This window comes from Streptomyces anthophorae, from assembly GCF_049310305.1.
Taxonomy (GTDB): Bacteria; Actinomycetota; Actinomycetes; order Streptomycetales; family Streptomycetaceae; genus Streptomyces.
The window spans coordinates 4,424,141-4,450,592 of the sequence record NZ_JBLWQQ010000001.1 but is presented as its reverse complement, the minus strand read 5'-3'; the positions used below and the strand labels follow the sequence as shown (position 1 = coordinate 4,450,592).

Genomic DNA, 26,452 nt, shown 5'->3' with positions numbered 1-26,452 from the left:
TGCAGACATGGTGTCTGTCTGGACAGAAAGATAGCGCATCCGGGGGCGCGGCGGTATCCGGCACGCCCCCGGGGGCCCGGTGCTACGCGGCCTGCTGCGGGGCGAGCTCGTCCTCGAGCGTGGCGAGGGTCCAGCCCTGCGCCTCGAGTTCGTCGGCGACCAGCTGCGCCACGTCTTCGGCGTCCTCGAGGCCGTTCCCGTGGGCGACCTCGACGGCGGCGCGGATGGTGGCGAGGGCGGCGGGGATCATCGCTGCGCCCCGGTGATGTGCCGGGCGCGCTGCCGGTTCTCCGGTCGCACGATGGCCGGCGCGGTCATCAGCTGGCGGGCGTGAACGGTCGCCTCGGCGGCGAGGCGGTGCCGGCGGCGCTGCTCGGCTTCGGCGGTGCGGGCCTGCTCCTCGAGGTGCCGGCGGGCGCGGGCGGCGCGTTCGCGCTCGGCCTCCTCGGCAGCGGCGCGGGCGGCCTGCTGGGCGGGCCCGTCGACCTCGTACAGGGTGCGCCACTGGCCGTGTGCGCGGTGCTCCTCGACGATGACGTACGCGCCCTGCTCGGCCATTTCGCGCGCGATGCGGCGGGCGGCCTTGCGGTCCGGGGTGCCCTTGACGGCGGGCCGGTCCGGTCGGGCGTTCCAAGAGCCGGTGACGCGGTATCCGCGGGTGTTCTTCGTGGTGTCGTTGCGGCCGGTCGCCTTGCGGCGGTGCGGGGCCTTGCCGGGGTGCTTGGTGTGGCGGTTCATGCGCTCTGCTCCTGCGGGGTGTTGTGGCGGGCGGTGGCGTCCTCGACGCGCGAGGGGTGCGCGGTGGCGCGCTGGCGGGCGCCGTTCTTCCCGCTGCGGCACGGCTGGCCGGTCCGGGCCCTGCACCATCCGCACGGCACGTCGAGGGGGTCGGGCCGGTTCTCGAGCGCAAGGGCTTCCCGGGCGGCGCGGCGCGGCCGGCAGTAGGCGAGCTCGTCGGCGACGCTGCGCGGCATGTAGCTGCCGAGCGCGGCGAGGCGCTGCGCGACCCTGGGATCGGGCCCGCCGGTGAGCTCGCGATACGTCGTCGCGGTCGCGGCGCCGGTGGCGACGGCATGCCGGGCGCCGAGCAGTTCGGCGCGGTACGCCTCGGGGTCGTCGGGGTCCGCGGCCGGTACGGCGTCGGTGTGGCGCCCGAGTACGTCCGCCTTGAACGCGTGCCACGGGCGGGACACGTCGGCCGGCTTGATCGGGTACGGGCTGCTCGCGATGTGGTGGCGTACGACCTGCGAGGCGTCCCAGTGCCGGCCGTTGGGGTGCTGCGCGGTGGCGGGCACGTCGGCGAGCAGGTCGGCCCACTGGTCGAGGGTGTCGGCGGCGGCGTGCTGGTCGGTCGGGGCGCTGCGCGGGTCGAGGCGCACCGCGTAGGCGAGCAGGGCGGCGACTTCCTGTCGGTTCACTGGGCGGGCTCCTGGGGACTGGTGGCGAGGGCGGCGGCGAACATGTCGGCGGCGGCGGCGACTCGGCCGCGGCGCGGCTGTGCGGCGGCGAGGGGGATCACGTTCGTGCCGGGGCCGAACGCTGGTGCCGGGGCGGTGGTGCCGGGCGCCGGCGCGGGCGGGAGGTCGCGCCACGCACGCAGGAAGTACCGGGCGTGGCTGACCTCTCGGCGCTGCGCGGCGCGGGCGGCGTGGGCGGCGAGCATGTCCGCACCGCTGCGCTTGATCAGGGCGTCGAGGGTGAACCACTCGGTAGGGGTGAGGTCCCATCGGACGACGGCGCCGGCGGCGGTGATCTGGTCGACCAGAGGGCGGGCGAACTCGGGGATCGCGGCGGTAGTGCCGCGCGGGTCTACACGCTCCCTCCCTCCTTCACTCACTCCCTCTATGGGTGCGTGATGGGGTCCGACTTTCCGACCACAAGTGGTCGCAGATTCGGACCACAAACCGTTCTCGGCTTCCTGGGCTTGTGGTTCGAGATCGCGACCACTGCCGGGGGCGTCTGTGGTCGCAGATTCGGACCGCTGACCGTTTGTGGTCGTGTTCTCGAACGGGGCGTCGGGGGCCGGTGGCGGTACGGGATTGCGACCGGTAGCGGGGGAGTCGGGGCGGGCGTAGTCGACCGCTCCGGGCAAGCGGTAGAGGGCGGCGCGGCTGCCCGCGGCCTGCTCGGCGACGACCAGTTCGCCGGACGCGAGGGCCTTGTCGACCGCGGCGAGGACGGTCGAGCGGGCGGCGGCGAGGCGGCCGGCGAGCTCTGTCGTCCCCATGCGGGCGGTGGCGTCTGGGCCGGTGGTCTTGTCGGCGACGGCGAGCAGCACGAGGCGGGCGTTTCCGCGCGCGCGGGCGTGTGCCCACACCCAGTGCATAGCGTCGAGGGTCACGGCTGGTGGTTCTCCGATCGTGCTGGGCGCCCGGGGCGAGGGGCGTCGGTGGCCGGCCTCGCCCCGGGGCGGATCACTGGGCGGCGAGGCGGTGGTACGGGTGGGTGCGGGCCGGCTGGTGCTCGGCGCACCGCGGGCCGCACACGTACGGCCGGGTCGGGACGGCGCGGCACGCGGGGTTGCCGTGCTCGCACGGGCGCGGGCGGTGTTGGGCGGCTGCGGGCGGTGCGGCGGCGGTTGTCACGCGGTCACCCGCGCCCGGTGGTCGTCGAGGATGAGGCGGCCGATGTGCTCGCCGGCGGCGGGGATGACGGCGTTTCCGTAAGCGGCAAGCTGGTCCACCTGGGCGGGAATCCCATCAACCAACCGACCCACTCGGGGTTCGGCTTCAAGCCACTTACGCGCTGATTCCCCGCGCGCAGATGCAGGAAGGCCAAGTAGTCCTCGAGCTGCCAGCGGTGATCGCCGCTCTCCGCCCTCGTCCACGCGACTCCGTGCGTCCCCATAGACGCCCGGGGCGTAGGCCACGAGGTAGACCCGTTCACGCGCTGCCTGGGGGGCGCCGAACTGCGGCGCAGATAGCACTGCCCATTCCGCATCGAACCCGAGCTCGGCCAGGTCACCGAGCATCCATCCGAAGGCGTCGGCATCTCGAACAAGGCTGGCGACGTTCTCCACGACGACGTATCGCGGTCGTACTCGGCGCACCACGGCAGCCATGGCAGGCCACATCCAACGTCCGTCGGCGGTACCGAGTCGCTTTCCCGCAAGGCTGAATGGCTGGCACGGGTAGCCACCGGCGACAACGTCGACGTGAGGGCGGCGCGCGCTGCTCCACCAATCGGGGGCGGTGCAAACGTCGTCATGGCGGGGGACCTCCGGCCAGTGGTGTGCCAGCACGCGCCGGCAGAAGGGATTCATTTCGACCTGCCCGACGACGAACATTCCGGCTCGCTCGAGGCCGAGCTCGAGGCCGCCGATACCGGAGAACAGGGACAGGATGTTGAGCGCGTCGGCCTGGTCGAGATCGAGCTGTCCGGCCACGGGCGGGGCCGGTGGGCCCTCGATGGCGCGCGCCACGCGGTCGAGTGCGGAGGGGATGGGGGTCGTCAACGGGGTTGCTCCGTTCCGGGAGGTGGGCCCGCCCCGGTGAGGCGAGGCGGGCCGTACAGGGGTGGCTACGGGCGGCGGTGCCGGGCGCGGTCGCGGCGCTGCTCGGCGTGCCACAGGGCGGCGAGGCGGGTCTCGATGGCCCATGCGCCTACGGCGAGGGCGGCGACGGACGCGAGGGCACAGGCGGCGGCGAGCATCACGCGGCGCCCTCCTCGCCCGCGGTGATGGCGGCGAGCTGGTCGGCGAGGGTGCCGTCGCGCCACGCGGCGGCGGTCGCCTCCTTGCCTCCCTTGCGCCACGTGATCCCGTGCGTGCGGGCGCGCGTGGGCTTGATGACGACGCCCGGCACGTCGTGCACTTCGCCGGTCGTCTTGTCGGCGACCTTCGTCGCGCCGGCGGCCTCCATCTCGCCGAGCAGTTCGGCGAGCTTCCACGGCTTGACCGTGCGCACGATGCGCGTCTCGGTCCACTGCTCGTCGGGCCACTGCTCGCGGATCCAGCGGGCGAGGGCGTCCTCGTCGGTGACGACCGGCCCGGTTTCGCCCTTGCGCAGTCCGATCGTGGCGACGGTCGGCCCGCCCGGAAGCTCGGCGGCGATCCGCTCGACTCCGTCGCGCTCGGCCGCGGCGTCGAGCGCGGCCTGTGTCCGCTTGCGCACGTCCTTCTGTGCGGCGGCGACGCGCTCGGCGAGCAGCTTCAACACGGCGGCCTGCGTGGCGAGGTCGCGCAGCGATTCGCCCTGCTGCTCGGCCGCGGGGGCCTGCTCGGCGGTGGTGGTGTCGGTGGTGCTCACGCGGCGGCTCCCTGGGCGGCGTCGAGCAGGTCGTCGCGCATGCTGCGCAGCTGCGCGGGCGTGGCCTGCTTGGGTGCGGTGGAGAATCGGGCGGCGAACGCGTCGTCGGCCTCGCGCTGGTTGGCCAGTCCGGCGGCCTGTGCGGCCTGGTACATCTCGTCGAGCGCGGCGGCGTGGTCCTGCTCGGCCTCGGACTGCTGCGGCTGCTCGACGGCGCGCGGCCCGGACTGCTGCGGCTGCTGCTGTGCGGCCTGTGCGCGCTCGGCGGCGACCGCGTCGAGCTGGGCGAGGTAGTCGGCCGGGGCGCCGGCCTCGACGGCGGCGGCGCGCACCTTGTCGAACTGCTCGCGGTTGGTGGCCTGTCGGGCGGCGGCGAGGTAGTCGGGCCGCTGCTGCTGGGCCTGCTGCGGCGGCGCGGTCTCCCATGGGCCCGCCTCGGCGCGGTTGCTGCGGCGCGGTTGCTGCTGGCGCTGCTGGCGGCGCGGCTGCTGCTGTGCGCGCTCCTCGGCCGGTTCGGGGTTGTGGCGGTCGCCGTCGTCGATGCTGCGGCCGTCCACAGGCAGCATGAACAGGGTGAACAACAGGTACTTGAGCGCGGCTGACTGGGCCTTGTTGGTGCTCTTGTCGGCGTAGTCGAACGCCTCGCCCGGAACGTCGGCGACCAGACAGTCACCCGCGGGCCCGTAGACGCGGTACCGCATCGTGATCACGGTCCGCGTCATCTTCCCGTTGGTCTGCTGCTTGTGCTGCGCGATGCTCGGCAGGATGAACAGGCCGTGTGTGCGCATCGGGCCCGCCATGGTCGACATCACGTCGTCGATGCCGCGGAAGCTGTAGTTCTGCTGTTCGTTGCGCTGGTTCTTGCCGACGGGCATCGCGTCCTTCATGACGGCGTTGACGACGGCGAACACGCGCGGGGCGTCCTGGGGGGCGCCGGCGGGTGCGGGCTCGTAGGTGACCTCGACGGCGGCGAGGGTGTCGGGCTGGGGGGTGACGGCGGGCGAGGTGTCGCTCATGCGGGGTGTCCGATCGTGCGGGGGCGGGCGGCGAGGGCGGGGCGGGCGTCGAGCTCGGCGAGCAGGGCGCCCCGGGATCCGTCGGCCGTGGCGGCCCGCATGGCGCACTCGTGGTGCGGCGCGGTGGCGTCGACGGCGGCGAGGTCGAGGGCGAGCACGTTCGCCGCGTGGGCGGCGAGCAGGCGCGCGAGGGTGTCGGGGTTCTGGGCGTAGGCGAGGGCGACCTCGTCGAGGTCGAGCTCGACCAGCGCGGCCGGGGCGGTCACTGGCCGGCCTCGAGCTCGGCGGGGCCCGTCGGGGCGGCGAGGGCGAGCAGGCGGCCGGTGGGCACGTCGTATGCGTGCATCCGGCCGTGCCAGTCGGCGCCCGGGAACTCGGCGCGCAGCACGTCGCGGGCGGTGCGATGCGCGGCGCGGTCGGCGTCGACGGGCCGGCCGTCGCGGTCGTCGAGCGTGACCAGCGTCTTAGGTGTGTCGTCGAGCGTGACGGGTGTGGTGCGCACGACGGCGGTAGTCGGGGCGACCTCGGCGAGGCGGGCCGCGACGCGGGCCGTACGGGCGGCGTCGGGGCTGGTCGCGGTAGTCTCGGGATTCACGTCCGGTGCCTTTCTGTGGCGGTCGTGGTGGGCCGTTCCGGGTCGCATCCGGGGCGGCCCGAGTGCGTTTCAGGCCGCGGCGCGGTGCGGGGCGGCGGGGCGCTGCTGGCGCTCGAGGCGGCGGCATGCGCGCTCGATCTCGAGGGGCAGGCGGCCGGCGGCGCGGTCGCGGTCGCGGCGGGCGCGGGCCTTGTCGAGCTCTCGGCGGGCGTCGGCGAACGCCTGCTCGCGGGGGATCACCTGGGCGCCGTTCATGCCGCGGCCTCGAGGGGCGCGTCGGCGAGCTTGAGCAGGCGCGAGGCGGGGAGTCCGTACACGTCCTCGACGGCGGCGGCCACGCGGGCACTTGGGGCGGTCTTGCCGGTCCACAGACGCCATGCGGTGACAGGTGCAACTTTCAGCCGGGTTGCGATGTCTGTGTAGTGGGCATCCCCCTTGTCCCGGGCGACTGCCTGCAACAGGGCGCGGTCGTACATGGCCGTTCCTTTCTGGCCAGACAGCTTGTCTGCCGAGACAGAAAGTATCAGCTACCTTTCAGAAGTGAAAGTTACCGCAGGTAGCATCCGGTACTAAGCCGTTGACAGCGTGCGAGGTGGGGAGCAGAATCGAGCACACGTTCGATCATGAAAGCGCAGGTCAGGGGCGTCTAGGGGGCGAAGGAGGCGTCACGATGCAGTACCGCACTGTGTCCGGATCCGCATGTGTCGCGCGAGACAGTAACGCGCTACATTTCACCCATGAAAAACAGGAAGCAGGAAGCGGGAGACGACCGCGCCGCACGCTTCGCCGCGTGGCTGCATGACCAGCTCACTACACGCGGCTACGACCTCTCCGGCCCCCGGAGCGGCGGGAAAAGCGCGTTTGCATCAGCGTCGGGCATCAGCCCGTCCACAGTCGGCCGCCTACTACGCGGCGACCACGTCACCGACACGCGCGTACTCGCCCTGCTCGCCGAGAACCTACGGGTACCCCTCGGCGAAGTCCTGGTGCGTGCCGGCGTGCTCAACGAGGGGGAGCTCAGGGCCGTACAGAACCCGACGGAGGGCCCACGCAACATCACACCCGAGCAGGCCGCCGACGAGCTCGGCATCAGGGACGACCAGGCACGCCGCCTGTTCGTCTCGATGACTCACACCTTGCAGCGTCAGCCACCCCCCGACGAAGGCGAGGGCAACCTCGCAGAGCACTAACCAGCACGGAGGCACCAGTGATCGGCCGCAACTTCCCGACCCTCGCCCTTGGCGCGCTCATCGTCGGTGTCACCGCCGGCATGCTCGGCCTGCTGTTCGACAACGAGGGCGACCTCACGCGTGCTGGCATTCTGATCGTGCTTGCAGCCATCCCACCGTTCACTATCTGGCAGTCCCAGCGCGCACACCGCAACTCGGCCGACCAGCTCGCCGACGCACACGAGGCCGGCTACCGCCTCGCCCTCGAACACGTCGCCCGCGGCCTGCTCGACCAGCACACCGCGCCGCCCGACGACGGCGAACGCATCCTGCACGACAACGACGGAACGGCCGACCGCAGCAACCGCGCCGGCCTCACCCTCGCCCCCTTCCCGGGGCAGTGCGAGCACGTCGACGAACGCCCGGCAAGCAACGTCCGGGAACTGCACCCACACAGCAAACCGTCCGACCTCACCGAACGGAACGCATTGTGACTACAGGCCAAGCACCGGCCACCTTCCAAGCCACACCGAAAGACGACGACGGCGAACCCTGGCTCGCCTACATCCGCGTATCCACGTGGAAAGAGGAGAAGATCAGCCCCGAGCTACAACGGGACGCGATCACCCAATGGGCCCGTCGCACCGGCCGTCGCATCGTCGGGTGGGTCGAAGACCTCGACGTGTCCGGCCGCCACTTCAAGCGCAAGATCATGCGATGCATTGAGCGCGTGGAGGCCGGCGAGGCGCACGGCGTCGCCGTCTGGCGATACTCCCGATTCGGCCGCGACCGCATCGGGAACGCGGTCAACCTCGCACGACTGCAACAAGCCGGCGGCGAGCTCGAATCCGCGACGGAACCCGTCGACGCCTCGACGGCGATCGGCCGGTTCCAACGCGGGATGATCCTCGAGTTCGGGGCGTTCGAGTCCGACCGCGCCGGCGAGCAGTGGCGAGAGACGCACAACCACCGAAAGTACAAGCTGCACCTACCCGCACAGGGCCGGAAGCGATTCGGGTACGTCTGGCACCGACGTTACGACCCGAGCACGGGCAAGCTGCAACAGGAGAAGTACGAAGCCGACGACCAGCTCGGCCCGGTCGTCGCCGACCTGTACCGCGACTACGTCGACGGCGACGGATTCGGCGTGTTGTGCGGACGACTCAACCGCGCCGGCCACCGCACCACGCAGGGAAGCATGTGGAGCACGGAAACCCTCAGCCGATTTATGGACAGTGGCTTTGCCGCCGGCCTGCTCACCGTGCACAACCCGGAGTGCCGTTGCCGGAAGACCGACGGCACGTGCAAGAACCACGTCCACATTCAGGGCGCACAAGAGGAACTGATCGAGTTCGACCTATGGGAGGCGTACCAGCAACGCCGCAAGGTGGTGCGGGAGACGACGCCGCGGTCCCGGGCGGGAATCTACGAGCTCACCGGGTTGTGCAAGTGCGCGGGATGCCGCCTCGGCACCAGCCTGAACGCGCAACGGAAGGACGGCGCGAACGTGCCCGGTTACGCCTACCGGTGCAGCCAGCGGGCCAAGAGCGGCGCGACCGCGTGCGAGGGCGTATTCGTCAAGCGGACCACCGTCGAGGCCGCGGTACTCGCGTGGCTCGAGCGGGAAGCCGCGGCCGGCATCGACAACGCACCGCCGGGCGAGCTCACCCCCGAACGGAACCTCGCCGACGAACAGGCAGCGAACATGCGCGCCCGCGCGCGTGCACAGGCGGAAGTCGACAAGCAGCGGCAAGCACTCGCGCGACTCCGCGCCGAGCACGCGGCCAGCCCGGAGGACTGGGGACCAGGGGAGTACGAGGAAGCCGCCGACGTGGTCCGGCGCAAGCGCGCCGACGCACAGGCCCTACTCGACAGCATCCCGGAAGCCGCGCCGCTACCGGACCGCGCCGAGTTCGTACCGCTGGTCGTCGGCACCCTCGAGGAGTGGCCAACCCTCGACACCCGCGGGCGGAACATGATCCTCCGGAAGCTCATCCGTCGCGTGGCGCTCATCCGGCACGGCGTCGGCGCCGCGAACGTCGAGATTCAGATTCACCCCCTGTGGCAGCCGGACCCGTGGGAGGAGCCGCACCACGCTACCGAGAGGTAGTGACATACCGCGCGGTACGGGGCCACAATCGCCGAACGCCACAACCGCGGGAGGTCTCGTGCAGTCGACCATGCAAGACGTGCCACTACTGGTAAGCCGCATCCTCGAGCACGGCCGGACGGTGCACGGGCAATCGACGGTCACCACCTGGACCGGTGAACCCGGCGGGCCCCAACGACGCACCTTCGCCGAGATCGGCAACCGGGCCGCGCAGCTCGCCCACGCACTACGCGATGACCTCGGCGTGACGCCCGGCAGTGTTTTGGGAACGCTGATGTGGAACAACGCGGAGCACGTCGAGGCGTACTTCGCCGTGCCCTGCATGGGCGCGGTCCTGCACACGCTCAACCTGCGGCTGCCCGCCGAACAGCTGGCGTGGATCGTGAACCATGCCGCCGACAAGGTCGTCATCGTCAACGGCTCGCTGCTCCCGATGATCGCCCCGCTGCTCTCGAAGCTGCCGACGGTCGAGCACCTCGTGGTGTCCGGGCCCGGCGACCGCTCCGTGCTCGACGGTGCCTCCGCGCAGGTGCACGAGTACGAGGAGCTGATCGCGGACCGGCCGACCACGTACGACTGGCCCGAGCTCGACGAACGCCGGGCCGCCGCCATGTGCTACACCTCGGGCACCACGGGCGACCCCAAGGGCGTCGTCTACTCGCACCGCTCCATCTACCTGCACTCCATGCAGGTCAACATGACGCAGTCGATGGGCCTCACGGACGCCGACACCTCGCTCGTCGTCGTCCCCCAGTTCCACGTCAACGCCTGGGGCCTGCCGCACGCCACGTTCATGACCGGCGTGAACATGCTGATGCCGGACCGCTTCCTTCAGCCCGCGCCGCTCGCCGAGATGATCGAGTCCGAGCACCCCACGCACGCCGCGGCCGTCCCCACCATCTGGCAGGGCCTGCTCGCCGAGCTCACCGCGAAGCCGCGCGACGTCTCCACGCTCACGCAGGTCACCATCGGCGGCGCGGCCTGTCCGCCCTCGCTGATGAAGGCGTTCGACGACCTGGGCATGCGGGTCTGTCACGCCTGGGGCATGACGGAGACGTCCCCGCTCGGCACGGTCGCCAAGCCCCCGGCCAACGCCGAGCCGGGCAGCGAGCTGGAGCTCGCGTACCGGCTCACGCAGGGCCGCTTCCCGGCCGGCGTCGAGGGGAGGCTCACCGGCCCCGGCGGCGAGGAGCTGCCCTGGGACGGCGAGTCCGCGGGCGAGCTGGAGGTCCGCGGGCCGTGGATCGCGGGCGCGTACTACGGAGGCTCCGACGGCGAACCGCTGCGCCCCGAGGACAAGTTCAGCGAGGACGGCTGGCTGAAGACCGGCGACGTCGGCACCATCAGCCCCGACGGCTTCCTCACGCTGACCGACCGCGCCAAGGACGTCATCAAGTCCGGCGGCGAGTGGATCTCCAGCGTCGACCTGGAGAACGCGCTGATGTCCCATCCGGACGTCGCCGAGGCCGCGGTCGTCGCCGTACCCGACGACAAGTGGGGCGAACGGCCGCTCGCGACCGTCGTGCTGAAGGAGGGGGCGAGCGCCGACTTCGAGACGCTGCGCTCCTTCCTCGCCGAGAAGGTCGCCAAGTGGCAGCTGCCGGAGCGCTGGACGATCATCCCCGCGGTCCCGAAGACCAGCGTCGGCAAGTTCGACAAGAAGGTGCTGCGCAAGCAGTACGCCGAGGGAGACCTGGACGTCACCAGGCTGTGACGGCCTGTTTCACGTGAAACGGGGGCGGCCCGAAAGGGCCGCCCCCGTACGTGTGTTGAGGCTCAGGCTTCGAGGCTCAGGGCCCGAGACTCAGAATCCGAGACTCAGAATCCGAGGCTCAGTTCGTGCCGATCTTCGCCAGTACGTCCACGATCCGGCCCTGCACCTCGGCGCTCGTCGAACGCTCCGCCAGGAACAGCACCGACTCCCCCGCCGCGAGCCGCGGCAGCTCGGCGTGGTCGACGGCGGCGGTGTAGACGACGAGCGGCGTGCGGTTCAACTGCCCGTTCGCCCGCAGCCAGTCGATGATTCCGGCCTGGCGACGCCGCACCTGGAGCAGGTCCATCACGACGAGGTTCGGGTGCAGCTCGGAGGCGATGGCCACCGCGTCCGCGTCGTTCGCGGCCCGCTCGACCTGCATCCCGCGCCGCTCCAGGGTCGCGGTCAGGGCGAGCGCGATCTCCTCGTGCTCCTCGATCAGCAGCACCCGCGGCGGGTGCTGCTCGCTGTCCCGAGGGGCGAGCGCCTTCAGCAGCACGGCCGGGTCGGCGCCGTACGCGGCGTCGCGCGAGGCCTGACCGAGGCCCGCGGTCACCAGGACCGGCACCTCGGCCGCGACGGCCGCCTGGCGCAGCGACTGCAACGCGGTCCGCGTGATCGGCCCGGTCAGCGGGTCCACGAACAGCGCGGCGGGGAACGCCGCGATCTGCGCGTCGACCTCCTCACGGGAGTGCACGGTCACCGGGCGGTAGCCGCGGTCGCTCAGCGCCTGCTGCGTCGCCACGTCCGGCGCGGGCCAGACGAGGAGGCGGCGCGGGTTGTCGAGCGGCTCGGGCGGCAACTCGTCGTCCATCGGCATCGGCTGCGGCCGGTTGGCGACCTCGACGGCGCCACCGGGGCCGTCCAGCGGCTCCGGGCCCTCGACGCCGTCCTGCTCGGGGGCGCCGATCGCGTAGGCACGGCCACCGCCCTCGGAAGCGTTCGGCGAGAGGAGCGGCTGCGGGTGCGGCCGGGCCTGCGTGCCCTGCGGGGGCGTGCCTTGAGCGGTGTCCTGGGGCGGGGTGCCCGGCGCCGGGGGCTGCGCGGTGCTGCCGGTGTCCGGCTGCTCCTTGCGGGCGTCCTGGGCGTTCTCCTGGCGGCTTTCCTGGCGGTTCTCCTGGCGATTGGACAGCTTGCGCCGCCGTCCGGAACCGCCGAGCGTGCCGGAGCCGCCGAACGTCCCCGAACCGCCCTGCGTCTGCCCCTGGGCCGGGGCCTGCTGCGGCGCGGTGCTCGGCCGCGGCGGGGCCTGCGGCGGAAGCGGCTGGGGAGCAGGCGGCTGCGGACGGCGCTGCTGCGCGGCGACCTGGCGCCCGAACGGCACGCCCTGCCCCAGCGTCCGCACGCTGAAGGCACGCCCCTGCGTCGAGCTTGTGTCACCGGACGGGGCCTGGTCCTGAGCCTGGGGCTGCGGGGCCTCGGCGGGCAGCGGCTGGGCGGCGGGGGCCGGAGTGCTGTCGGCCGGGGCCGCCGGGGCGCCCTCCGGTTCGTCGTCCGGGTCGCTCTCCGGCTGGGGCTTCGGCTGGGCCTCCGCCTGCGGGCTCGGCTGCGGCGCGGGCTGAGGCACCGCCTGGTTCGCGGCCTGGCCCTGGCCCTGGCCCTGAGCCAGAGCCCGGTCCTGGTTCGCCGCCACGTCCTCAGGTTCGCTGCCCGGCGTGTTCTCCGGCGGCAGCGTGGCGCCGGCGCCACCCGCCGTGGACGTGCCCTGCGCGGGCGTGGGCTGTGCCGGATGCGGCTGCGGCGGCGTGTGGTCCTCGGCCGGGTGCGCCCCGGCGGTGTCGTGCCGGTGCGCCTCGTCCGGCAACGGGAGGGGCTGCGGCTGCGGTGCGGGGGCCTGCGGGGCGGCGGCCTGTGCGGCCTGAGCCTCCTTCGGTAGGTCACCGGGGGCGGGCTGTGCAGCGGCGGGCTGCTGCGCCTCGGTCGACGCATCGGCCTGGATCCCGGGCTGCGCCACGGGCCGTACTTCGGTCTCGGGCAGGGCCTGCGGAGTGCGGTCGGCCTCGGCGGGCGGCAGCGCGAACACCTCGCGCGGACCCGCCTGCTGAGTCCTCGCCCGCTGCCCACCCGCGGGAGCATCCTGCGCGTTCTGCGTGCCCTGCGTGCCCTGTGCGCCCTGTGCGCCCTGTGCGCTCTGCGGAGCCTGGGCGCCCTGCGCGTCCTGCGCGTCCTGTGTCGGCTGCGCGCTGCCGAGCGCGCGCCGCGCCCGCCGCCCGGAGGGCTGCGCGGCACCGGCCAACTCCAGCTCGCCCTGAGCCGGTTCGGCGCCCTGCTCACGGTCGGGCGCGGACCCGGAGGGCAGCGCGGGCAGCGCCGCCTGCTCCTGACGCCCGGCGCGCCGGGCCCTGCGCCCGCCCGGCGCGGGCACGCCCTGCGGCGGCACCGTTTCGCCCAAGGACGGGGAACTCGACTCGTGTTCGGCCGAGGTCACCACGGCGCCCTGGGCGGCGGCCTCCTCCGGGGCGGGGCGTCCGCGCCTGCGGCCCGTACCGCTGGAGGGAGCCGATGCCGGCGGCTCGCCGCCCGACACGCTGCTCTCCAGGAACGCGTCCGTGGAGGGCCCGGCGGCCCGCCGCGCCCTGCGGCGCCTGCTGCCGCCACCGGTGGCCTGAGCGGGAAGATTCGGGTTCGCCTCGGCGGAGACCTCGTGGGGCTCCGTGGCCTCGGAGGCCTCGACGGAGACATTGGCAGGCACGCCGTCGGCAGCCCCGTCGGGCCCCGCTTCCTGCCCGGGAAGACCGGCGCCGGGAACGCCCCCGGCGTCGGGGACGGCTGCGACGTCAGGAACGGCTGCGGCGTCGGGAACGACTCCCGCTGGGGGAACGACCCCGGCCCCGGCCCCCGTCCCGATCGGCACTTCGAGGACGTACGCGCTGCCGCTCATCCCCGGCATCTCGTGCGTCTGGAGCACTCCGCCGTGCGCCCGCACGATGCCGTGCACGATCGGCTCGTGCACCGGGTCGCCGCCCGAGTAGGGACCGCGGACCTCGATGCGTACGTTCGCGCCCCGCTGCGCGGCGGCCACGACGACGGTCGAGTCGACGTACCCGGAGCCGGCGGGCGTCCGGGCGTTGCCGGTCGCGTCGATCCCGGCGACGTCGGCGATCAGATGCGCGAGCGCGGTCGCGAGCCGGCCCGCGTCCACCTCGGCCTCGATCGGCGGCGCGTGCACGGCGAACTGCACCCGGCCCGGCCCGATCAGCTCGACGGCCCCGTCGACACCCGCGGCCACGACGGCGTCGAACATGACGTTCGTCCGGGAGAGCAGCGAACCGCCCTCGTCCAAGGTCTGATAGGCGAGCACGTTGTCGACGAGGGTCGTCATCCGCGAGTACCCGGCGGCCAGGTGGTGCAGCACCTGGTTGGCCTCGGGCCACAGCTGGCCCGCGTCGTCGGCGGCGAGCTGGCTCAGCTCGCGCCGCAGCTCGTCCAACGGCCCGCGCAGCGACTGCCCGAGCACGGCGAGCAGCTGCGTGTGCCGCGCGGCCAGGGCCTCGTAACGGTCCTTCTCGCGCTCCGCGAGCGCGGCGCCCCGCTCCTTCTCGGCGGACAGCTCCTCGGCGTGCTGCTCGCGGACGGCGGCGAGTTCACCGGTCAGCTCCTCACGCACGGACGTGAGCTCGGAGCCCAGCTCCTCACGCACCCGCTCCAGTTCGGCGGCGCTCTCGTCCGTGACGCGCCGCAGCTCGGCGGCGCTCTCCTCGGTGACCCGCTGGAGCTCCGCGGCGCGCTCCTCGCGCTCCTTCTCGGCGGCCTCGTCGCGCCGGGCGATCTCCTCGGCGTGCTCGGCGGCCAGCTTCTCGACGGAGCTGCGGTCGGCGAACGTCATGACGGCGCCGACCAGTTGGTCCCCGTCGCGCACCGGGGCCGTCGTCATGTCGACGGGCACCTTGGCGCCGTCCTTGGCCCACAGCACCTGGCCGCGCACCCGGTGCTTGCGCCCGGAGCGCAGCGTGTCGGCGAGCGGGGACTCCTCGTACGGGAACGGTTCGCCGTCCGGACGCGAGTGCAGGATGAGCGGGTGCAGTTCCTGGCCGCCCAGGTCGCTGGCCCGGAAGCCGAGGATCTGCGCGGCGGCGGGGTTGACGAGCACGATGCGCCCGTCGGTGTCGGTGCCGACGACGCCCTCGGACGCGGCGCGCAGGATCATCTCGGTCTGCCGCTGCGAACGGGCGAGCTCGGCCTCGGTGTCGACGGCCCCCGACAGATCCCGCACGACCAGCATGAGCAGCTCGGAGCCGCTGTAGCTCTGGCCGCCACTGGTGCCGTACGGATCCACCGCGTCCCGCGCGCCGTCGGAGAGGTTCGCGGAGGTCACCTCGACGGGGAACTCGCTGGAGTCGGTACGCCGCGCGGTCATCCGCGTCGGCTTGGTCCGCCCGCGTTCGTCGGTCACGGTGTCGGGCCGGCGCATGGAGCCGGGGATCAGCCGCGAGTCGAACTCGGGCAGGAGGTCGAGCAGGCCGCGCCCCACAAGTGCCGTGCCCGGAGCCTCGAAGGACTCCAGGGCGATGGAGTTGGCGTTGACCACGGTTCCGTTGGTGTTGACGAGCAACAACCCGTCCGGAAGCGCGTCAAGTATGGCTGCGAGGCGAGCAGCGCCTCGGGATGGCCTGCTGCTCACGACGACGGTTCCTCCCTGATTACTGCGACTTGCCGACCGCGCGGACCATCCTGCCTCGTGGTCCGCGGCGTATCACGGGAGGGAGTCTACGGGCAGTGGTTGGACAAGAGGCGCCGGATGCGACGGAGCCCACGTAGAGGATGTGGGGATCCGGGGCGGGCCGAGTCACGAGCCTGTGACCACGGGACCGAGGGTCACGGCCCGGTCGCAGGCAGCACGGGCTCCAACTGCTGCCACCGGGAGATCTCGCAGCCGTTGCTCAGCGCGTAGGAGGAGTCGACGACGCGACCGTGCCAGTTCCCCGTGACGCGGGCGGTGGCCGGGCCCCCGTACTGCATGGTGCAGCGCGCGTCGCCTGCGACGGGAGCGAACGGGTCGACGCCCTCGGCCTCCAGCTCGTCGAGCCGCCCGCAGGCCGCGCCGGGATCCGAGTGCGTCCCGCCGGCGGGCGAGCAGTCCAGCTCGTACGTCCCGTCGCTGCCGTTGTCCGAGTCGGTGACGGTGATGGTCAGGTGGTCGAGCCCGGGCCCGAACCCGAACCCGCTGCCCGCGTCCGCGTGCGCGGCGGCGGGGGTGGCCGCGAGGAGGGCGAGCGGGGCGACGACGGTCGCGACGGAGCCGAGCATTCGTGAAGAGATGCGCATGAACATGTCGTGCTCAACGCCCGTACCCACCCCGACGTTGCGCCCGACACCCCAGGCTTTGCCCTGTGGCCTGCCCTCCTAGTACCGTGGGGGGCGATTGGTGAGGCGGCGCTCCGCTGTGTCATCATCTGCACGCACCCAATCGCGTCCGCGCGAGAGGGGACTGCGCTGGAGGCGTCGCCTAGTCCGGTCTATGGCGCCGCACTGCTAATGCGGTTTGGGGTTTACCCCCCATCGAGGGTTCAAATCCCTCCGCCTCCGCAGCAAGATCCGAAGCCCCGGTCCACCAGGACCGGGGCTTCGGTGCTTCCCGGGTGTCGCCGCGCACCACCCCGGAGTGCGTTTTCGCAGGTCAGAAGGGGTGGGGCAATCGGATTTCACATGGCGGCGGCAGTCATGTAATGTTCTTCTTGTCGCCGGGACGGGCCGAAAGGCCGGGAACGGAGACAACAAAAAAAGAAAAAACAAGCACTCGTAGCTTAACGGATAGAGCATCTGACTACGGATCAGAAGGTTGCAGGTTCGAATCCTGCCGAGTGCACACAGGTAAGAGGCCCGGACGAAAGTCCGGGCCTCTTGCGTTTCCGGGTGTACAGCACGGAAGTACAGCAACCGTGCCGACCGATCTTTCAGCCGGTGCCACCCATTGCGCCCGACAGCTTGTCGAGCGCCGAGCGGACCGCTTCCTCACTCGCCTCCGCGTAGACCTCCATCGTCATGGCGATCTGCGAGTGCCGCAGGATGCGCTGGGCGACCTTCGGGTGGACCTTCAGCGCAACCAGGAGCGAGCTGCACGTGTGCCGGGTGTTCCGCAGCGGGATTACACGCAGGCCCGCGCGCCGAGCACGAAGGGCGAACATCCGGGTCAGGTTCCCCGGCTCGATCGGCGTCCCGTACTTCGTCGTGAAGATCAGGCCGCGAGTGTCCTGCCAGGCGTCACCGGCCGCCTTACGGTCTCCGGTCTGCTGAGCGCGACGCATGCGCAGCGCCTTCACGCACACCTCGGGCAGCGGCAGGAAGTCGTCCGAGTCCTCGGTCTTGGTCTCGCGGTGCAGGATCTGGCGACCGGCGCGCTGGATCTGGTGGTCCACGTACAGCTCGCCGTTCTCGAAGTCGACGGACTTCCACGTCAGGCCCAGGACCTCACCCCGGCGCAGCCCGAGGCAGAGCACCAGCATCCACGCGGCGAATAGGTGGTCGTCCCGGTCTGCGGCGTCGGCGAGGAAACGGCCGGCCTCCGCGACGGACCACGGCTTGATCCGGCGGCGACGAGGCTTCGGCACCTTCACGAGCGAGGCGACGTTCTTGCTGATCTCCTCCTCAGCGACCGCATGGGTCAGCGCGGCCCGCAGGGCGTCGCGGGAGGCCTGGATGATGCGGCGCGACGGGTACGCCTCGCAGCAGTCCCCGACCGCACAGCACCTCTGGCGAGAAGCCGGGCGCTTCGCATCCTTGTCCTGCGCGCAGCACTGGCAGACAGTCGCCAACTTGGCCAGCCACTCCCGCACATCGCGGACGGTCAGCCGGTCCAGCCGCTTCGCACCCAGATACGGGTTGATGTAGAGCCGCGCGTAGCCCTCGTACGAGACGTACGACAGCGGGGCGAGGTTCGGCTTCACGATCGAGTCGAGCCAGTACGAGAGGAAGACGGAGACCGTGCGGTGCCGAGTGGCGACGGGCCCCTTCTTCGACTCCGCGTGGAGGTTGAGCCACTTGTCGTGGACCTCGTCGCGCGTCTTTCCGTAGGCGTACTTGCGGGCGCGCTTGCCGTCGGGCTTGGTGACCCAGACGTAGGCCGCGAAGCCGTTCTTGTACGGGTAGATCGAGCCCTCACCGTTTCCGCGCTTGCCGCTCATGCTGCCTCCCCTTCGGCCTGGCGGGCGAGCCGCTCGATGTACTCGTCGACGTAGCGCGGGAGGATGCGCCGGTTGCGGCCGTCCTTAATGGAGCGGATCTCCCCGGTGAGCACCAGCATCTTGGTCTTGGAGAGGCCGTAGCCGAGCATCTCGGCGACCTCTGCGGTCGTGTACCACTTCCGGTGGATCACTGCTGTAGTCATGCTGCGGCTCCTTCCAGGGAGAGCTGTTCTTGCAGGGCTTCGCGTGCTGTCTCACGGTTGAGTTGGAGGCCGCGGGCGATGGTGGCGGCCAGGGCGGATTCGCCGGGGGTGTGGCCGTGGCCCGCGTACTGCCAGTCGGCCAGGACCAGGACCGTGTCCGGTTCGAAGTCCGGGGTGCCGAGGGCTTCGCGTTCCTGGGCGGCGCGGAAGTCGGCGCGGGCCTGGCGGAGTTCGCCGAGGGTGGTCGAGTAGCGGCGGGACTTCGAGGAGAAGTGGCCCCGGAAGCCGAGCATGTGGGCCCAGGCCCAGAGGCGGCGGTCCGGGTAGAGCGGGTCGAGGTGCTTGCACGCCTCGATCAGGCGGCGGGTGTGGTCGGGGACCTGGTGGCGGTCGAGTTCGGAGAGTTCGCCGATGCGGCGGTCGAGGGTGCCAGTGGTCTCGGCGGCCTTGGTGGCGTACTTGGCGACGTAGGCGGCGACGGCCTGTTCGGTGATGTCGGAGCCGTCGCCGAAGGCCTTGACCGGGCGGACGTCGAGTTGGGTGCCCCAGCGGAAGGTGCGGGCTGGTTCGTCCTCGGTGGCCGGGACTGAGACGGACGTGTAGCTGTGGGAGGCGGCGGCCTGGATCGCGTCGGCGAGGAGGGTGACCGTGGCCCAGGAGGGCGGCGGGGTCTCGGGGCCTTCCGGGCCGTCGATGCGGATCACCGCGTGGAAGTGCAGGGCGCCGCGCTTCTGGAACTCGGCGACCTTGCCGTACGAGAGCCGGGCGGACTCCTTGAGTTCGCGCTGGGTGACTCCGGCGCGGGCGGCGATCTCGCGGCGCAGGCGGGTCGTGAAGCGCATCCACAGGTCGCCCGCGTGGTTGTTGAAGAGGACGGCGGCGGCGTAGTCGTACGTCGTCGGGTCGAGCGCCGTGCCGAGGGCGGGATCGTCGGACGCGTGGTGAGCGCCGCAGCGGCAGGTGCCGGAGTCGGGGCGGTTGTGGACCGGGCCGAAGGACGGGGCTGTGAGCGTGGCGAAGACGCGGGGGTGGTCGCGGACCGTGGAGGGGATGTCGCGGCGGTCGTCTCCGGCCAGGCCCGCGCGGATGAGGTGGTAGGTGTCGCCCGCGTACGTGAAGGCGCAGGACGGGCAGCGGGAGGCGCGGCGGTTGCCGCAGGCGAGGCGGAGTCGGCCGCCCGGCTCGGTCTCGGTGGAGTAGTGGTGCAGGGTCTCGCCGGTGGTCTTGTCCTTGGTCAGCGTCCAGCCGGTGAGGTGGATGGGGTCGGAGCAGCCGCCGGTGCGCTGGACCTGGTCCTGCCAGCGGTCGAAGTCGGCGGCCGAAGCCACCCTCAGCAGGTCGCCGAGGGTGGTCGGGTCGAGGAGCGTGTCAGGCACGGGCGCCCTCCTGCGCGGTGCGGGTGCGGAGGACAACGAAGCCGGTGCCGTCGCAGGCCGGGCAGTCGGCGGTGATGGTGCGCAGGTGGCCGTGCCGGTCGCGGCCGCCGAGGGTGATGGCGACGGAGGCGAAGCCGTCGCAGGCGGTGCAGATCCGGGACGGGCGGCGGGTGCGGTGCGTCATGCTGGGGGTTCCTTCCGGTTCTTGGATCGGTTGGGGACGGCTCCCGGGCGGTGGAGACTTGGCGGTTTCAGGCCGCCCGGGGCCGGTCAGCGGCGTTTGTGCTCGGAGTTCATGAGCGAGCGGATGACGAGCGCGGTGATGGCGGTCGATCCGGCGGTGATGGCGACGGCCAGGAGCAGCGAGACCAGGACGGTGCCGAGGACCAGGACGACGCCCGTGCCGCCAACGACGAGGGTGATCAGGGCGCCGGGCGTGAGCTGGACCGTGGGGCGGGTCGAGGCCGGAGGCTGGGGCGCCACCGGGGCGGGCTGAGACTGCGTGATCGCCGTGGGCTCGACGACGGCGGGCGGGGTTACCTGGCCGGTCGGGACGGGCATGGACGGGACCTTGGGGCGCAGCATCGGGACGTACTCCCTTCCGTGGACGGTTACTTGACGGCGGTGTCGATGACCGGGGCGAGGACGCTGTCGGCGAGGAGGTAGCCGCCCAGGAGCAGGAGGGCGACGAGCCACCAGGGCGGGCGCATGAGCTTGATGCCGACCAGGCCGACGCAGGCGACGAAGAACCAGAGCGGGACGTCCATGGCGGTCTCCTCAGCGGACGCGGCAGCGGTGGGTGCGGGCGGCGAGCTGGGCGGCGGACTGGCTGGAGTAGTCCGAGGACCAGCCGCAGCGGTCGGCCGTGCACACGGCGGCGTGCTTGGTCTGGCCGTGGCGGTCGCGGTGAGTTCCGACCTGGACCGGGCCGATCTGCATCACCGAGTGGAAGTGGTCGCGGGCGGGCATGGTGGCTCTCCTTTCGGGTCAGGTGAGTTGGGCGGCGATGGCGTCGGCCAGCTGGGGCGGGACGCCGAGGCGGGAGCGCAGGGTGTCGGGGTCGATGGCGGTGCCGGTGTTCGCCTGGTGGGCTTCGGCGACCTTGCGGGCGTGGGCGACGAGGGCGGCCGGGACGGCGGGGGCCGGGTCCGTGCGCGGCACGTCTATGCGCGGCGCATTCGCGGGTTCCGTAGCGGCCGTGAGCGCCGAGGCTTCCTCGACGGCCGGAGGCTCTACGGGCTCCGGGGCCGGGGGCGTCGGTCGCTCGATTTCCGGCTCGGGCTCGGGTGCCGGCCGAACGGTTTCCCGCTCGACTTCGGCGGGCGCGGCCGTGGCCGTGTGGGCCAGGAGCGTGCCGCCGAGGAAGGCGATCGCGGGCCATCCGGCGACTCCGATCCGGAGCCAGGCGGGCGGGTGGTCGACGTCGAGGAGTCCGGCGGTGGCGACGTTGGCGCCGAGCGAGGCGAACAGCGCGACGGCGAACCAGGACCAGGCGAGCCGGGAGCGGCGGTCGCCCCGGAGCCGACGCCAGGCGGCCACCAGGAGCAGGTCGACGCTGACCGGGTAGGCCCAGGCCTTCCAGCCGTCTTGTCCGGCAGCGGCGGCCAGGTCGTGGAGGTGGGCGAAGGAGAGGGCTCCGGCGATGACGGCCTGGACGAGGACGGCGTCCGGGCGAAGCGTGGTGCGGGCCGTCACCGGTCAGCCCTCCGAGGCGTCGTCGCTGCCGTCGTACGGCATGGGCGGCAGGACTCCGATCGGCAGGGACAGGGCGAGCGCGGGGGCGATGACCTCGACGAACGCGGCGTCGGTCTCGTAGCGGCGCTCGTACAGGTCCAGTGCGCCGAGGAGGGCGGCGGTGCGGGCGAAGTCCTCGTTGGCGTCCATGGGGTGCCTCCTGTTTTGGGCATGGGCGGGGTAGGGGCGTGGCGCGGGGCGGTCGCGCCGACCGTGGAGCGAGGGGGAGTCAGGCCGTGACCGTGGCGGCCTTGGTGAGCGACACGGAGGACCGGGCGGGCGCGGGCACGGCGGGCCGGAAGGCGGCGAGTGCGGGCAGGTCCGGCGTGCGGTCGGCGTGGGCGTTGCAGAGGTTCACGGCGGCGCGCAGCGACGTGTGCGGGGCGCGGATGCGGGCCCAGCCGCCGGTCGAGTCACCGGCCACGGCGACGCCGGGGGTGTCGGGTGAGATCTGGATGGCGGCGATCACGGCGTCCGGGGAGATGTCGCCGAAGGCCATGTTGGCGCTGGTCTCGTCGTTGACGCGGTGGGCGGTACGGCCGGTGAGCTGGGCGCGGAGCATCGTGATGCCCTTGCCGAGTTCGGAGCCGAAGCGCTGTCCGCAGATCTCCAGGTAGATCCCGGCGGCGCGGCCGAGCTGGGCGAGGCGGACGAGGGCCGTGACGATGCGGTCGCGGCGCTTCTCCTCGTCCTTGCTGGCGTACAGGGCGAGTTCGGCGACCTCGTCGACCAGGACGACGACCGGGGTCGGGCGCAGTTCGGCGGGCAGGTCCCAGATGTCGGCGGCGATCTCCGCGTCCGGGACGCCGACGCTGATGCGCTGTTCGGCGCGGATGAGCTGGTAGACCTCCTGCATGTGGTCGACGAGCGCGTCGAGGAGTTCGAGCGCGGTGTCCGGGTCGTCGGCGAGCGCGGAGAATCGGCGGGCGAGCGGGAAGAGCTCCACGCCCTGCTTGCAGTCGATGCCGACCAGGGCGACGTCGAGCGGGGCGAGGCCGCACACGAGGTTGCGCTGGTAGACGGACTTGCCGGACTCGGTGGCGCCGAGGGTGAGGCCGTGCGGAACGGCCCGGTAGTCGCGGTAGTGGATCGAGCCGTCCTCGCGCAGCGCGACCGGGACACGTAGCGGCGACGAACCGGCGGCGGTGCTGGGCGCGGGCATCTGCACCCGCTTGAGCACGTCATAGCCGGTCATGCGCAACTCGACGACGCCAGCGCGGAGTTCACGGGAAGTGACGCCGTGCATCCCGAAGGAGTGGCGCAGCCGGTCCGTGGCGGCGGAGAAGTCGAAGGCGTCCTGTCCGGGGCGGAGCTTGAGGCGCAGGACGAGGCCGGTCCGGGTGGGCCGCAGCCGCAGGATGCGCGGCGAGCGGGACTCGGGAAGAGGCCGGTTGGCCAGTCGGGCGAGGGCGAGGCGCCAGCGCGAGGGCGGGACCGTGAGCCCGCAGGCCTCCATCACGGAGGCGTAGCGGACCAGGAGCCGCAGCGACGCGAGGACGGCGCCGAAGCAGACCCAGTACCAGGCGGGGCGCCGCCACCGCAGAAGACCTGCGACGGCGGCCACCACCAGGAGCACGACGATGAACTCGCCCATGATCAGGCCGCCTTGGTCTTGGCCGCAGAGGCGGCGAGCGAGGTGACGGCGACGGCGCGGAAGGCGATGCCGTGCCGCTTCTGCCCGTTGAACTCGTTCTCCCACGGGCGGGCGATCAGGCCGGTGAGCGCGACGGGCGTACCCATCGTCAGCTCCTCAGAGACGCCAGTCTCGGGGACCGTGACGGACAGGATCTCCACCTGGTCGTTGGCCGCGAACATCACGTCCACGGTCATCAGCTTGCCGCCGGTCTCGACGTCCAGGGCGACCTCACCGGTCTTGCGGTCCTTGACCTTGACCTGCGGGGTCTTGGCGACCATCACGGTGGCGGCGGTGGTGTCGACGGGGATCTGACGCACAGAGATCACTCCTATGTAGGGGCTGGACTCCGTCACTCATGTACATGAGTGACATGAAGAAGAGTGCAACACTCCTATACATGAGTCAACCCGCCGCGACAGAAAAGTCACGACGGGCTGCGGATCAGTGAGGGTGCGTCAGTCAGCGGCGGGGATCCGGTACTCGAAAACGAACTGGTCAGCGGCCATGAGGGTGTCGCAGACCTCGACCACGCGGCCTTCGGTCGTACGGGCCTCACGAATCAGATGGATCACCGGGGAGCCGGGGCTCAGCGCCAGTTCGGACGCCTCCGCCTTGGAGGCCGGACGCCCTTGCAGCGTCTCGACGAACTCCGCGAACTCGTGCCCGTGGTCTTCGAGTCGGGCGTAGATGCCACCGCCGCCCGGGTTCTCGGCGAACAGCTCGGGGATGTCCTTCACGACGTCCCACGGGAGGTACGAGGAAGCCGTCTCGACCGGGGTGCCGTTGCGGAAGTAGAGACGTCGGCGGGCGAGGACCTGGGTGCCGGCCGGAACGCCGAGACGTTCGGCAGCATCCTCCGGGGCCTCCATGGGGCCGATGTAGAGCACGCTCACTTTCGCCGTGGCGCCGGACTGTGCGGACTCGGCGAGGTAGGCAGCTTTGCCGCCCTGGCGGTGCGAACGCCGGAAACGATCGGAGGAGCGCAGCCGTACCGGCGGCCGGTCCTTCACCATCGAGCCCTTGCCGTGCCGGGTCTCCACGAGCCCACTGGCCCGGACCTCGACCATGGCCTTGCGGATCGTGCCGCCCGAAACGCCGTAGCGCTCGACCAGCTCCGACTCACTGGGCACCAGCTCACCAGGCTTGATGACCCCTGCCCTGATCTGCTGAACAAGATCCTCAGCGATCCGCACGTATTGAGGGACGGACCTCCCCTCTCCCACTGCAGTTCCCATAGTCCTTTTCTTCCTCCTATGCTCCTGTACATGAGTAACAGCGCCCAGGAAGGCCAGTCAACGCCACTGCACTCCGTGTCCGTAGCCGGAGTGGTGGTCCGCGATGACGGCCGACTGCTGGCCATCCGCCGAGCGGACAACGGCACGTGGGAGCTACCCGGCGGCGTGCTCGAACTCGAGGAGACACCGGAGGCGGGCGTACGCCGGGAGGTCTGGGAAGAGACCGGCATCCACATCGAGGTGGACGAACTGACCGGCGTCTACAAGAACACCAGCCGAGGCGTCGTCGCTTTGGTGTTCCGCTGCAAGCCCGCGGGCGGCGAGGAGCGCACGTCGGACGAGTCCACGGCCGTGGAATGGCTGACGCCTGACGAGGTCAGCGAGTTCATGTCCGAGGTCTACTCGATCCGGCTCCTGGATGCCCTGGACGGGGCAGGTCCTCACGTTCGAAGCCATGACGGCAAGCGGCTGACGCCAGCGCGATAGAACTTTCCCTACTTCATCAAGTCCGGCTGCGCTCCGCTCCGCCGGGCGCGCTTCCCGGCTCCGCTGCCCTTCGCGCTCATGCCTTCGGCCCGCGCTACGGGCGCTGCGCCGACGCGCGCCCACATGGATGGGGGCCGGGGTTTGAAGCGGGTTTCTGCGCTGCTCAACTCGTCTTCAAAGACGATGCCTCCGGCGGGGGATCGGCCGGCACCGGGAGCCGGGGGAAACGCTGCCGGGTGCGGGGCCGTGGGTGGTTGCGAGTGCTCCCATCCCGTCCACCGTCGACCCAGGCAAAGCCGAGCAGACGTGGCCCCTGGTGTCCAGGTCGTTCGTACAGTGGCGCGCTCCACCTGGACACCAGGGGCCACGCCCGCTCCACTGCGTGTGGGTCGACGGCGGACGGGATGGGAGCTGGGGTTGAGTGGTGGGCTGGGTCGGGCGGTAGAGCGCCTGTGTCGCATGTTCATGGGCGGGGACACAAGCGCTCTACCAACATCGGCCGCTAGCTGCGGTGCTGCCACCAGATGAGGGCCAAGGTCCCGAACCCACTCAGGCTCGCCTTGACCGCGACCCTCGTAACCTCATCCGAGGCCGTCTGCAGCAGTCGCCTAACTTCACGCTTCGCAGACCGTTCATGCAGGTCACGAGATATACGACGACGGGAGCGGGCGAGCCTGGCGGTCTTCGACGCAGGCCGCTGACACTGCTCGCGCCTACACTTCCTCTTGCTGGGAATGTTGACCTCCACTGGTTGATGATCCCAACGGTGTGAGCGGCCTCCTGCTGAACCCAGGGGGCCGCTGCCGTTTCCAGCAGAGACCGATGGCCGCGGGGACTAGTCTGCGGCACGACACTGACACCACTGGGCCGCTGGGGGGCGAGCCGTGTCGCACTGCCGACTGCGCCGGTCCTTGTTTCACGTGAAACCTCAAGTCAGCGCCGCTTCGGGCCACTTGAGGCTCCTTGGCGATGCGGCTCGGCGAGCAGAACAGCGGGTCGCCGAGCATGATGTCCATCTGCTTCTTCGCCGCTGATGTGCCCCATCTCGACGTCTCGGCGAAGTACTTGAAGTGCCCGGTGTACGCGACGACCAACAGATGCAGGCAGTCGTTGACCAAGTAGAACTTCCTCCAGGACTTGATCCCGTCGACTAGGAGGATGTCCATCTCCCGGTACAACTGGACGTCCATCTCGCAGTACCCCTTGCAGAGCCATTCGTCCTTGCCGTGGCGGATGAAGTCGGCGCCCTTCGTGATGAGCTCCTTGTGGCGCCGTACTGCACACGCGTTTCCTCATCTGGGTGTAGCCCTCGATCTCGGGCAGCGCACCTACGCTCCTGGCCGACCTGACAGGTCGTTCGTACAGTGGCGCTCTCCACCTGGACGCCAGTAGTCACGCCCCTGCGTGCCGATCTTCTACAGCGAGAGGTTGGCGAGTTCGGAACTCCTCCTGCGTCGACTCCTTGTCCGCGAGGAACTGGATGTCGTCGACGAGCAGGATGTCCATCTCGCGGTACCGCTTGCGGAAGGAGTCGCCCTTGCCGTCGCGGATCGAGTTGATGAACTCGTTGGTGAACTCCTCGGAGCTCACGTACTCCACGCCCGATAGTGCACCTTTGCGCAGAATCGACCGGTTGGGAAAGTCGGACTCTGTCCCTCGGCGTTGCCCAGGCTCGACCAGATGAAGGTGAGGTCACGGCGTGGCAGTGTTTGGAGCGAGGAACCTGTCGAATCGATTCCAGCCGTGTTCTATTTCTTTGCCAGGCAGAAGG

33 protein-coding genes, 2 tRNA genes and 1 pseudogene are annotated in these 26,452 nt (G+C 71.3%); 7 read left to right on the top strand and 29 right to left on the bottom strand.

Features of this window, described 5'->3' with window-relative positions; all coding sequences use genetic code 11:
- Positions 1-82: 82 nt before the first annotated feature.
- The 13 genes from ACNYS0_RS20090 to ACNYS0_RS20030 form a co-directional block, all read right to left on the bottom strand.
- Positions 83-250: a hypothetical protein gene (locus ACNYS0_RS20090; RefSeq protein WP_422475475.1), complete on the bottom strand. Its 168-nt coding sequence runs from the start codon at positions 248-250 to the stop codon at positions 83-85.
- On the bottom strand, positions 247-738 hold the full coding sequence (locus tag ACNYS0_RS20085) for a hypothetical protein (RefSeq protein ID WP_422475473.1): 492 nt from the start codon (positions 736-738) through the stop codon (positions 247-249). Before ACNYS0_RS20085 ends, ACNYS0_RS20090 begins: the two co-directional genes overlap by 4 nt.
- Positions 735-1,418, bottom strand: coding sequence for a zinc finger domain-containing protein (locus ACNYS0_RS20080; protein ID WP_422475471.1), 684 nt, complete (start codon positions 1,416-1,418; stop codon positions 735-737). Before ACNYS0_RS20080 ends, ACNYS0_RS20085 begins: the two co-directional genes overlap by 4 nt.
- Positions 1,415-2,341, bottom strand: coding sequence for a hypothetical protein (locus ACNYS0_RS20075; protein WP_422475469.1), 927 nt, complete (start codon positions 2,339-2,341; stop codon positions 1,415-1,417). Before ACNYS0_RS20075 ends, ACNYS0_RS20080 begins: the two co-directional genes overlap by 4 nt.
- A gap of 73 nt (positions 2,342-2,414) precedes the next feature.
- Positions 2,415-2,585, bottom strand: a complete 171-nt coding sequence (locus ACNYS0_RS20070) for a hypothetical protein (RefSeq protein ID WP_422475467.1) — start codon at positions 2,583-2,585, stop codon at positions 2,415-2,417.
- Positions 2,582-3,454 (bottom strand): DNA cytosine methyltransferase, encoded by an 873-nt coding sequence (locus tag ACNYS0_RS20065; RefSeq protein WP_422475465.1) that lies wholly within the window; start codon positions 3,452-3,454, stop codon positions 2,582-2,584. Before ACNYS0_RS20065 ends, ACNYS0_RS20070 begins: the two co-directional genes overlap by 4 nt.
- 65 nt (positions 3,455-3,519) lie before the next feature.
- Positions 3,520-3,654 (bottom strand): hypothetical protein, encoded by a 135-nt coding sequence (locus ACNYS0_RS20060; RefSeq protein ID WP_422475463.1) that lies wholly within the window; start codon positions 3,652-3,654, stop codon positions 3,520-3,522.
- Entirely contained in the window at positions 3,651-4,247 is a 597-nt protein-coding gene (locus tag ACNYS0_RS20055; RefSeq protein WP_422475461.1) for a hypothetical protein, read from the bottom strand. The genes ACNYS0_RS20060 and ACNYS0_RS20055 overlap by 4 nt, the downstream gene beginning before the upstream one ends.
- Positions 4,244-5,263 carry an ERF family protein gene (locus ACNYS0_RS20050; RefSeq protein WP_422475459.1) on the bottom strand — a complete coding sequence of 340 codons (1,020 nt, stop codon included), beginning with the start codon at positions 5,261-5,263 and terminating at the stop codon, positions 4,244-4,246. Before ACNYS0_RS20050 ends, ACNYS0_RS20055 begins: the two co-directional genes overlap by 4 nt.
- The gene (locus ACNYS0_RS20045) at positions 5,260-5,529 is read right to left on the bottom strand and encodes a hypothetical protein (RefSeq protein WP_422475457.1); all 270 of its coding nucleotides are present in this window, start codon (positions 5,527-5,529) and stop codon (positions 5,260-5,262) included. Before ACNYS0_RS20045 ends, ACNYS0_RS20050 begins: the two co-directional genes overlap by 4 nt.
- Entirely contained in the window at positions 5,526-5,858 is a 333-nt protein-coding gene (locus ACNYS0_RS20040; RefSeq protein WP_422475455.1) for a hypothetical protein, read from the bottom strand. The genes ACNYS0_RS20045 and ACNYS0_RS20040 overlap by 4 nt, the downstream gene beginning before the upstream one ends.
- Positions 5,859-5,927: 69 nt before the next feature.
- The gene (locus ACNYS0_RS20035) at positions 5,928-6,113 is read right to left on the bottom strand and encodes a hypothetical protein (RefSeq protein WP_422475453.1); all 186 of its coding nucleotides are present in this window, start codon (positions 6,111-6,113) and stop codon (positions 5,928-5,930) included.
- The gene (locus ACNYS0_RS20030) at positions 6,110-6,334 is read right to left on the bottom strand and encodes an XRE family transcriptional regulator (protein ID WP_422475451.1); all 225 of its coding nucleotides are present in this window, start codon (positions 6,332-6,334) and stop codon (positions 6,110-6,112) included. The genes ACNYS0_RS20035 and ACNYS0_RS20030 overlap by 4 nt, the downstream gene beginning before the upstream one ends.
- A gap of 261 nt (positions 6,335-6,595) precedes the next feature.
- Between ACNYS0_RS20030 and ACNYS0_RS20025 the strand changes: the two genes are divergently transcribed.
- The 4 genes from ACNYS0_RS20025 to ACNYS0_RS20010 are packed head-to-tail and all read left to right on the top strand — an operon-like array spanning position 6,596 to position 10,851.
- Positions 6,596-7,048, top strand: a complete 453-nt coding sequence (locus ACNYS0_RS20025; protein ID WP_422475449.1) for a helix-turn-helix domain-containing protein — start codon at positions 6,596-6,598, stop codon at positions 7,046-7,048.
- Between the two features lie 17 nt (positions 7,049-7,065).
- Entirely contained in the window at positions 7,066-7,521 is a 456-nt protein-coding gene (locus ACNYS0_RS20020) for a hypothetical protein (protein WP_422475447.1), read from the top strand.
- Positions 7,518-9,137, top strand: coding sequence for a recombinase family protein (locus ACNYS0_RS20015; RefSeq protein ID WP_422475445.1), 1,620 nt, complete (start codon positions 7,518-7,520; stop codon positions 9,135-9,137). Before ACNYS0_RS20020 ends, ACNYS0_RS20015 begins: the two co-directional genes overlap by 4 nt.
- A 58-nt stretch (positions 9,138-9,195) precedes the next feature.
- Positions 9,196-10,851 (top strand): long-chain fatty acid--CoA ligase, encoded by a 1,656-nt coding sequence (locus ACNYS0_RS20010; RefSeq protein ID WP_422475443.1) that lies wholly within the window; start codon positions 9,196-9,198, stop codon positions 10,849-10,851.
- A 118-nt stretch (positions 10,852-10,969) separates the two neighbouring features.
- On the opposite strand, the gene ACNYS0_RS20005 is transcribed toward ACNYS0_RS20010, so the two are convergent.
- Positions 10,970-15,511, bottom strand: a complete 4,542-nt coding sequence (locus ACNYS0_RS20005; protein ID WP_422475441.1) for a PAS domain-containing protein — start codon at positions 15,509-15,511, stop codon at positions 10,970-10,972.
- A 194-nt stretch (positions 15,512-15,705) separates the two neighbouring features.
- Positions 15,706-16,155, bottom strand: coding sequence for an SSI family serine proteinase inhibitor (locus tag ACNYS0_RS20000; protein WP_422475439.1), 450 nt, complete (start codon positions 16,153-16,155; stop codon positions 15,706-15,708).
- Between the two features lie 170 nt (positions 16,156-16,325).
- Between ACNYS0_RS20000 and ACNYS0_RS19995 the strand changes: the two genes are divergently transcribed.
- A tRNA-Ser gene (locus tag ACNYS0_RS19995) sits at positions 16,326-16,416 on the top strand.
- Between the two features lie 207 nt (positions 16,417-16,623).
- Positions 16,624-16,696 (top strand) — tRNA-Arg (locus ACNYS0_RS19990).
- Positions 16,697-16,784: 88 nt separating this feature from the next.
- On the opposite strand, the gene ACNYS0_RS19985 is transcribed toward ACNYS0_RS19990, so the two are convergent.
- From ACNYS0_RS19985 to ACNYS0_RS19930, 12 genes are all read right to left on the bottom strand, one after another.
- Positions 16,785-18,011, bottom strand: coding sequence for a tyrosine-type recombinase/integrase (locus ACNYS0_RS19985; protein WP_422475437.1), 1,227 nt, complete (start codon positions 18,009-18,011; stop codon positions 16,785-16,787).
- Positions 18,008-18,214, bottom strand: coding sequence for a helix-turn-helix domain-containing protein (locus tag ACNYS0_RS19980; RefSeq protein ID WP_422475435.1), 207 nt, complete (start codon positions 18,212-18,214; stop codon positions 18,008-18,010). Before ACNYS0_RS19980 ends, ACNYS0_RS19985 begins: the two co-directional genes overlap by 4 nt.
- On the bottom strand, positions 18,211-19,590 hold the full coding sequence (gene repSA, locus ACNYS0_RS19975; protein WP_422475433.1) for a replication initiator protein RepSA: 1,380 nt from the start codon (positions 19,588-19,590) through the stop codon (positions 18,211-18,213). The genes ACNYS0_RS19980 and repSA overlap by 4 nt, the downstream gene beginning before the upstream one ends.
- A complete protein-coding gene (locus ACNYS0_RS19970; protein ID WP_422475431.1) occupies positions 19,583-19,774 on the bottom strand; it encodes a hypothetical protein in 192 nt (63 codons plus the stop codon). Before ACNYS0_RS19970 ends, repSA begins: the two co-directional genes overlap by 8 nt.
- Positions 19,775-19,860: 86 nt before the next feature.
- Positions 19,861-20,175, bottom strand: a complete 315-nt coding sequence (locus ACNYS0_RS19965; protein ID WP_422475429.1) for a SpdD-like protein — start codon at positions 20,173-20,175, stop codon at positions 19,861-19,863.
- A gap of 26 nt (positions 20,176-20,201) precedes the next feature.
- Complete coding sequence (locus ACNYS0_RS19960; protein WP_328633431.1) at positions 20,202-20,357, bottom strand: hypothetical protein; 156 nt, start codon at positions 20,355-20,357, stop codon at positions 20,202-20,204.
- A gap of 10 nt (positions 20,358-20,367) precedes the next feature.
- Positions 20,368-20,559 carry a mobile element transfer protein gene (locus ACNYS0_RS19955; protein ID WP_422475426.1) on the bottom strand — a complete coding sequence of 64 codons (192 nt, stop codon included), beginning with the start codon at positions 20,557-20,559 and terminating at the stop codon, positions 20,368-20,370.
- 18 nt (positions 20,560-20,577) lie between these two features.
- Positions 20,578-21,285: a DUF2637 domain-containing protein gene (locus ACNYS0_RS19950; RefSeq protein WP_422475424.1), complete on the bottom strand. Its 708-nt coding sequence runs from the start codon at positions 21,283-21,285 to the stop codon at positions 20,578-20,580.
- Positions 21,286-21,288: 3 nt separating this feature from the next.
- Positions 21,289-21,474 carry a hypothetical protein gene (locus tag ACNYS0_RS19945; protein ID WP_422475422.1) on the bottom strand — a complete coding sequence of 62 codons (186 nt, stop codon included), beginning with the start codon at positions 21,472-21,474 and terminating at the stop codon, positions 21,289-21,291.
- Between the two features lie 79 nt (positions 21,475-21,553).
- Positions 21,554-22,918, bottom strand: coding sequence for an FtsK/SpoIIIE domain-containing protein (locus tag ACNYS0_RS19940; RefSeq protein WP_422475420.1), 1,365 nt, complete (start codon positions 22,916-22,918; stop codon positions 21,554-21,556).
- A gap of 2 nt (positions 22,919-22,920) precedes the next feature.
- Positions 22,921-23,277 carry an SCO3933 family regulatory protein gene (locus tag ACNYS0_RS19935; RefSeq protein ID WP_422475418.1) on the bottom strand — a complete coding sequence of 119 codons (357 nt, stop codon included), beginning with the start codon at positions 23,275-23,277 and terminating at the stop codon, positions 22,921-22,923.
- 138 nt (positions 23,278-23,415) lie between these two features.
- Positions 23,416-24,195, bottom strand: coding sequence for a GntR family transcriptional regulator (locus tag ACNYS0_RS19930; protein WP_422475416.1), 780 nt, complete (start codon positions 24,193-24,195; stop codon positions 23,416-23,418).
- Positions 24,196-24,213: 18 nt separating this feature from the next.
- Here ACNYS0_RS19930 and ACNYS0_RS19925 point away from each other — a divergent pair, with 18 nt between their 5' ends.
- Positions 24,214-24,681 carry an NUDIX hydrolase gene (locus tag ACNYS0_RS19925; RefSeq protein ID WP_422475415.1) on the top strand — a complete coding sequence of 156 codons (468 nt, stop codon included), beginning with the start codon at positions 24,214-24,216 and terminating at the stop codon, positions 24,679-24,681.
- Between the two features lie 713 nt (positions 24,682-25,394).
- Here ACNYS0_RS19925 and ACNYS0_RS19920 read toward each other — a convergent pair.
- Together ACNYS0_RS19920 and ACNYS0_RS19915 are read right to left on the bottom strand one after the other, a co-directional pair.
- Positions 25,395-25,871: a hypothetical protein gene (locus tag ACNYS0_RS19920; protein ID WP_422475413.1), complete on the bottom strand. Its 477-nt coding sequence runs from the start codon at positions 25,869-25,871 to the stop codon at positions 25,395-25,397.
- A gap of 250 nt (positions 25,872-26,121) precedes the next feature.
- A pseudogene (locus ACNYS0_RS19915) lies at positions 26,122-26,280 on the bottom strand (DnaA ATPase domain-containing protein); the annotation flags it as partial.
- Between the last annotated feature and the right edge of the window lie 172 nt (positions 26,281-26,452).

Bases quoted from the DNA above. Each gene is read 5' to 3' on its own strand.
- ACNYS0_RS20090 (WP_422475475.1), bottom strand. From the start codon at position 250: ATGATCCCCGCCGCCCTCGCCACCATCCGCGCCGCCGTCGAGGTCGCC.
- ACNYS0_RS20085 (WP_422475473.1), bottom strand. From the start codon at position 738: ATGAACCGCCACACCAAGCACCCCGGCAAGGCCCCGCACCGCCGCAAG.
- ACNYS0_RS20050 (WP_422475459.1), bottom strand. From the start codon at position 5,263: ATGAGCGACACCTCGCCCGCCGTCACCCCCCAGCCCGACACCCTCGCC.
- ACNYS0_RS20035 (WP_422475453.1), bottom strand. From the start codon at position 6,113: ATGAACGGCGCCCAGGTGATCCCCCGCGAGCAGGCGTTCGCCGACGCC.
- ACNYS0_RS20030 (WP_422475451.1), bottom strand. From the start codon at position 6,334: ATGTACGACCGCGCCCTGTTGCAGGCAGTCGCCCGGGACAAGGGGGAT.
- ACNYS0_RS20025 (WP_422475449.1), top strand. From the start codon at position 6,596: ATGAAAAACAGGAAGCAGGAAGCGGGAGACGACCGCGCCGCACGCTTC.
- ACNYS0_RS20000 (WP_422475439.1), bottom strand. From the start codon at position 16,155: ATGCGCATCTCTTCACGAATGCTCGGCTCCGTCGCGACCGTCGTCGCC.
- ACNYS0_RS19985 (WP_422475437.1), bottom strand. From the start codon at position 18,011: ATGAGCGGCAAGCGCGGAAACGGTGAGGGCTCGATCTACCCGTACAAG.
- ACNYS0_RS19980 (WP_422475435.1), bottom strand. From the start codon at position 18,214: ATGACTACAGCAGTGATCCACCGGAAGTGGTACACGACCGCAGAGGTC.
- ACNYS0_RS19970 (WP_422475431.1), bottom strand. From the start codon at position 19,774: ATGACGCACCGCACCCGCCGCCCGTCCCGGATCTGCACCGCCTGCGAC.
- ACNYS0_RS19965 (WP_422475429.1), bottom strand. From the start codon at position 20,175: ATGCTGCGCCCCAAGGTCCCGTCCATGCCCGTCCCGACCGGCCAGGTA.
- ACNYS0_RS19960 (WP_328633431.1), bottom strand. From the start codon at position 20,357: ATGGACGTCCCGCTCTGGTTCTTCGTCGCCTGCGTCGGCCTGGTCGGC.
- ACNYS0_RS19955 (WP_422475426.1), bottom strand. From the start codon at position 20,559: ATGCCCGCCCGCGACCACTTCCACTCGGTGATGCAGATCGGCCCGGTC.
- ACNYS0_RS19945 (WP_422475422.1), bottom strand. From the start codon at position 21,474: ATGGACGCCAACGAGGACTTCGCCCGCACCGCCGCCCTCCTCGGCGCA.
- ACNYS0_RS19940 (WP_422475420.1), bottom strand. From the start codon at position 22,918: ATGGGCGAGTTCATCGTCGTGCTCCTGGTGGTGGCCGCCGTCGCAGGT.
- ACNYS0_RS19930 (WP_422475416.1), bottom strand. From the start codon at position 24,195: ATGGGAACTGCAGTGGGAGAGGGGAGGTCCGTCCCTCAATACGTGCGG.
- ACNYS0_RS19925 (WP_422475415.1), top strand. From the start codon at position 24,214: ATGCTCCTGTACATGAGTAACAGCGCCCAGGAAGGCCAGTCAACGCCA.
- ACNYS0_RS19920 (WP_422475413.1), bottom strand. From the start codon at position 25,871: ATGGACGTCCAGTTGTACCGGGAGATGGACATCCTCCTAGTCGACGGG.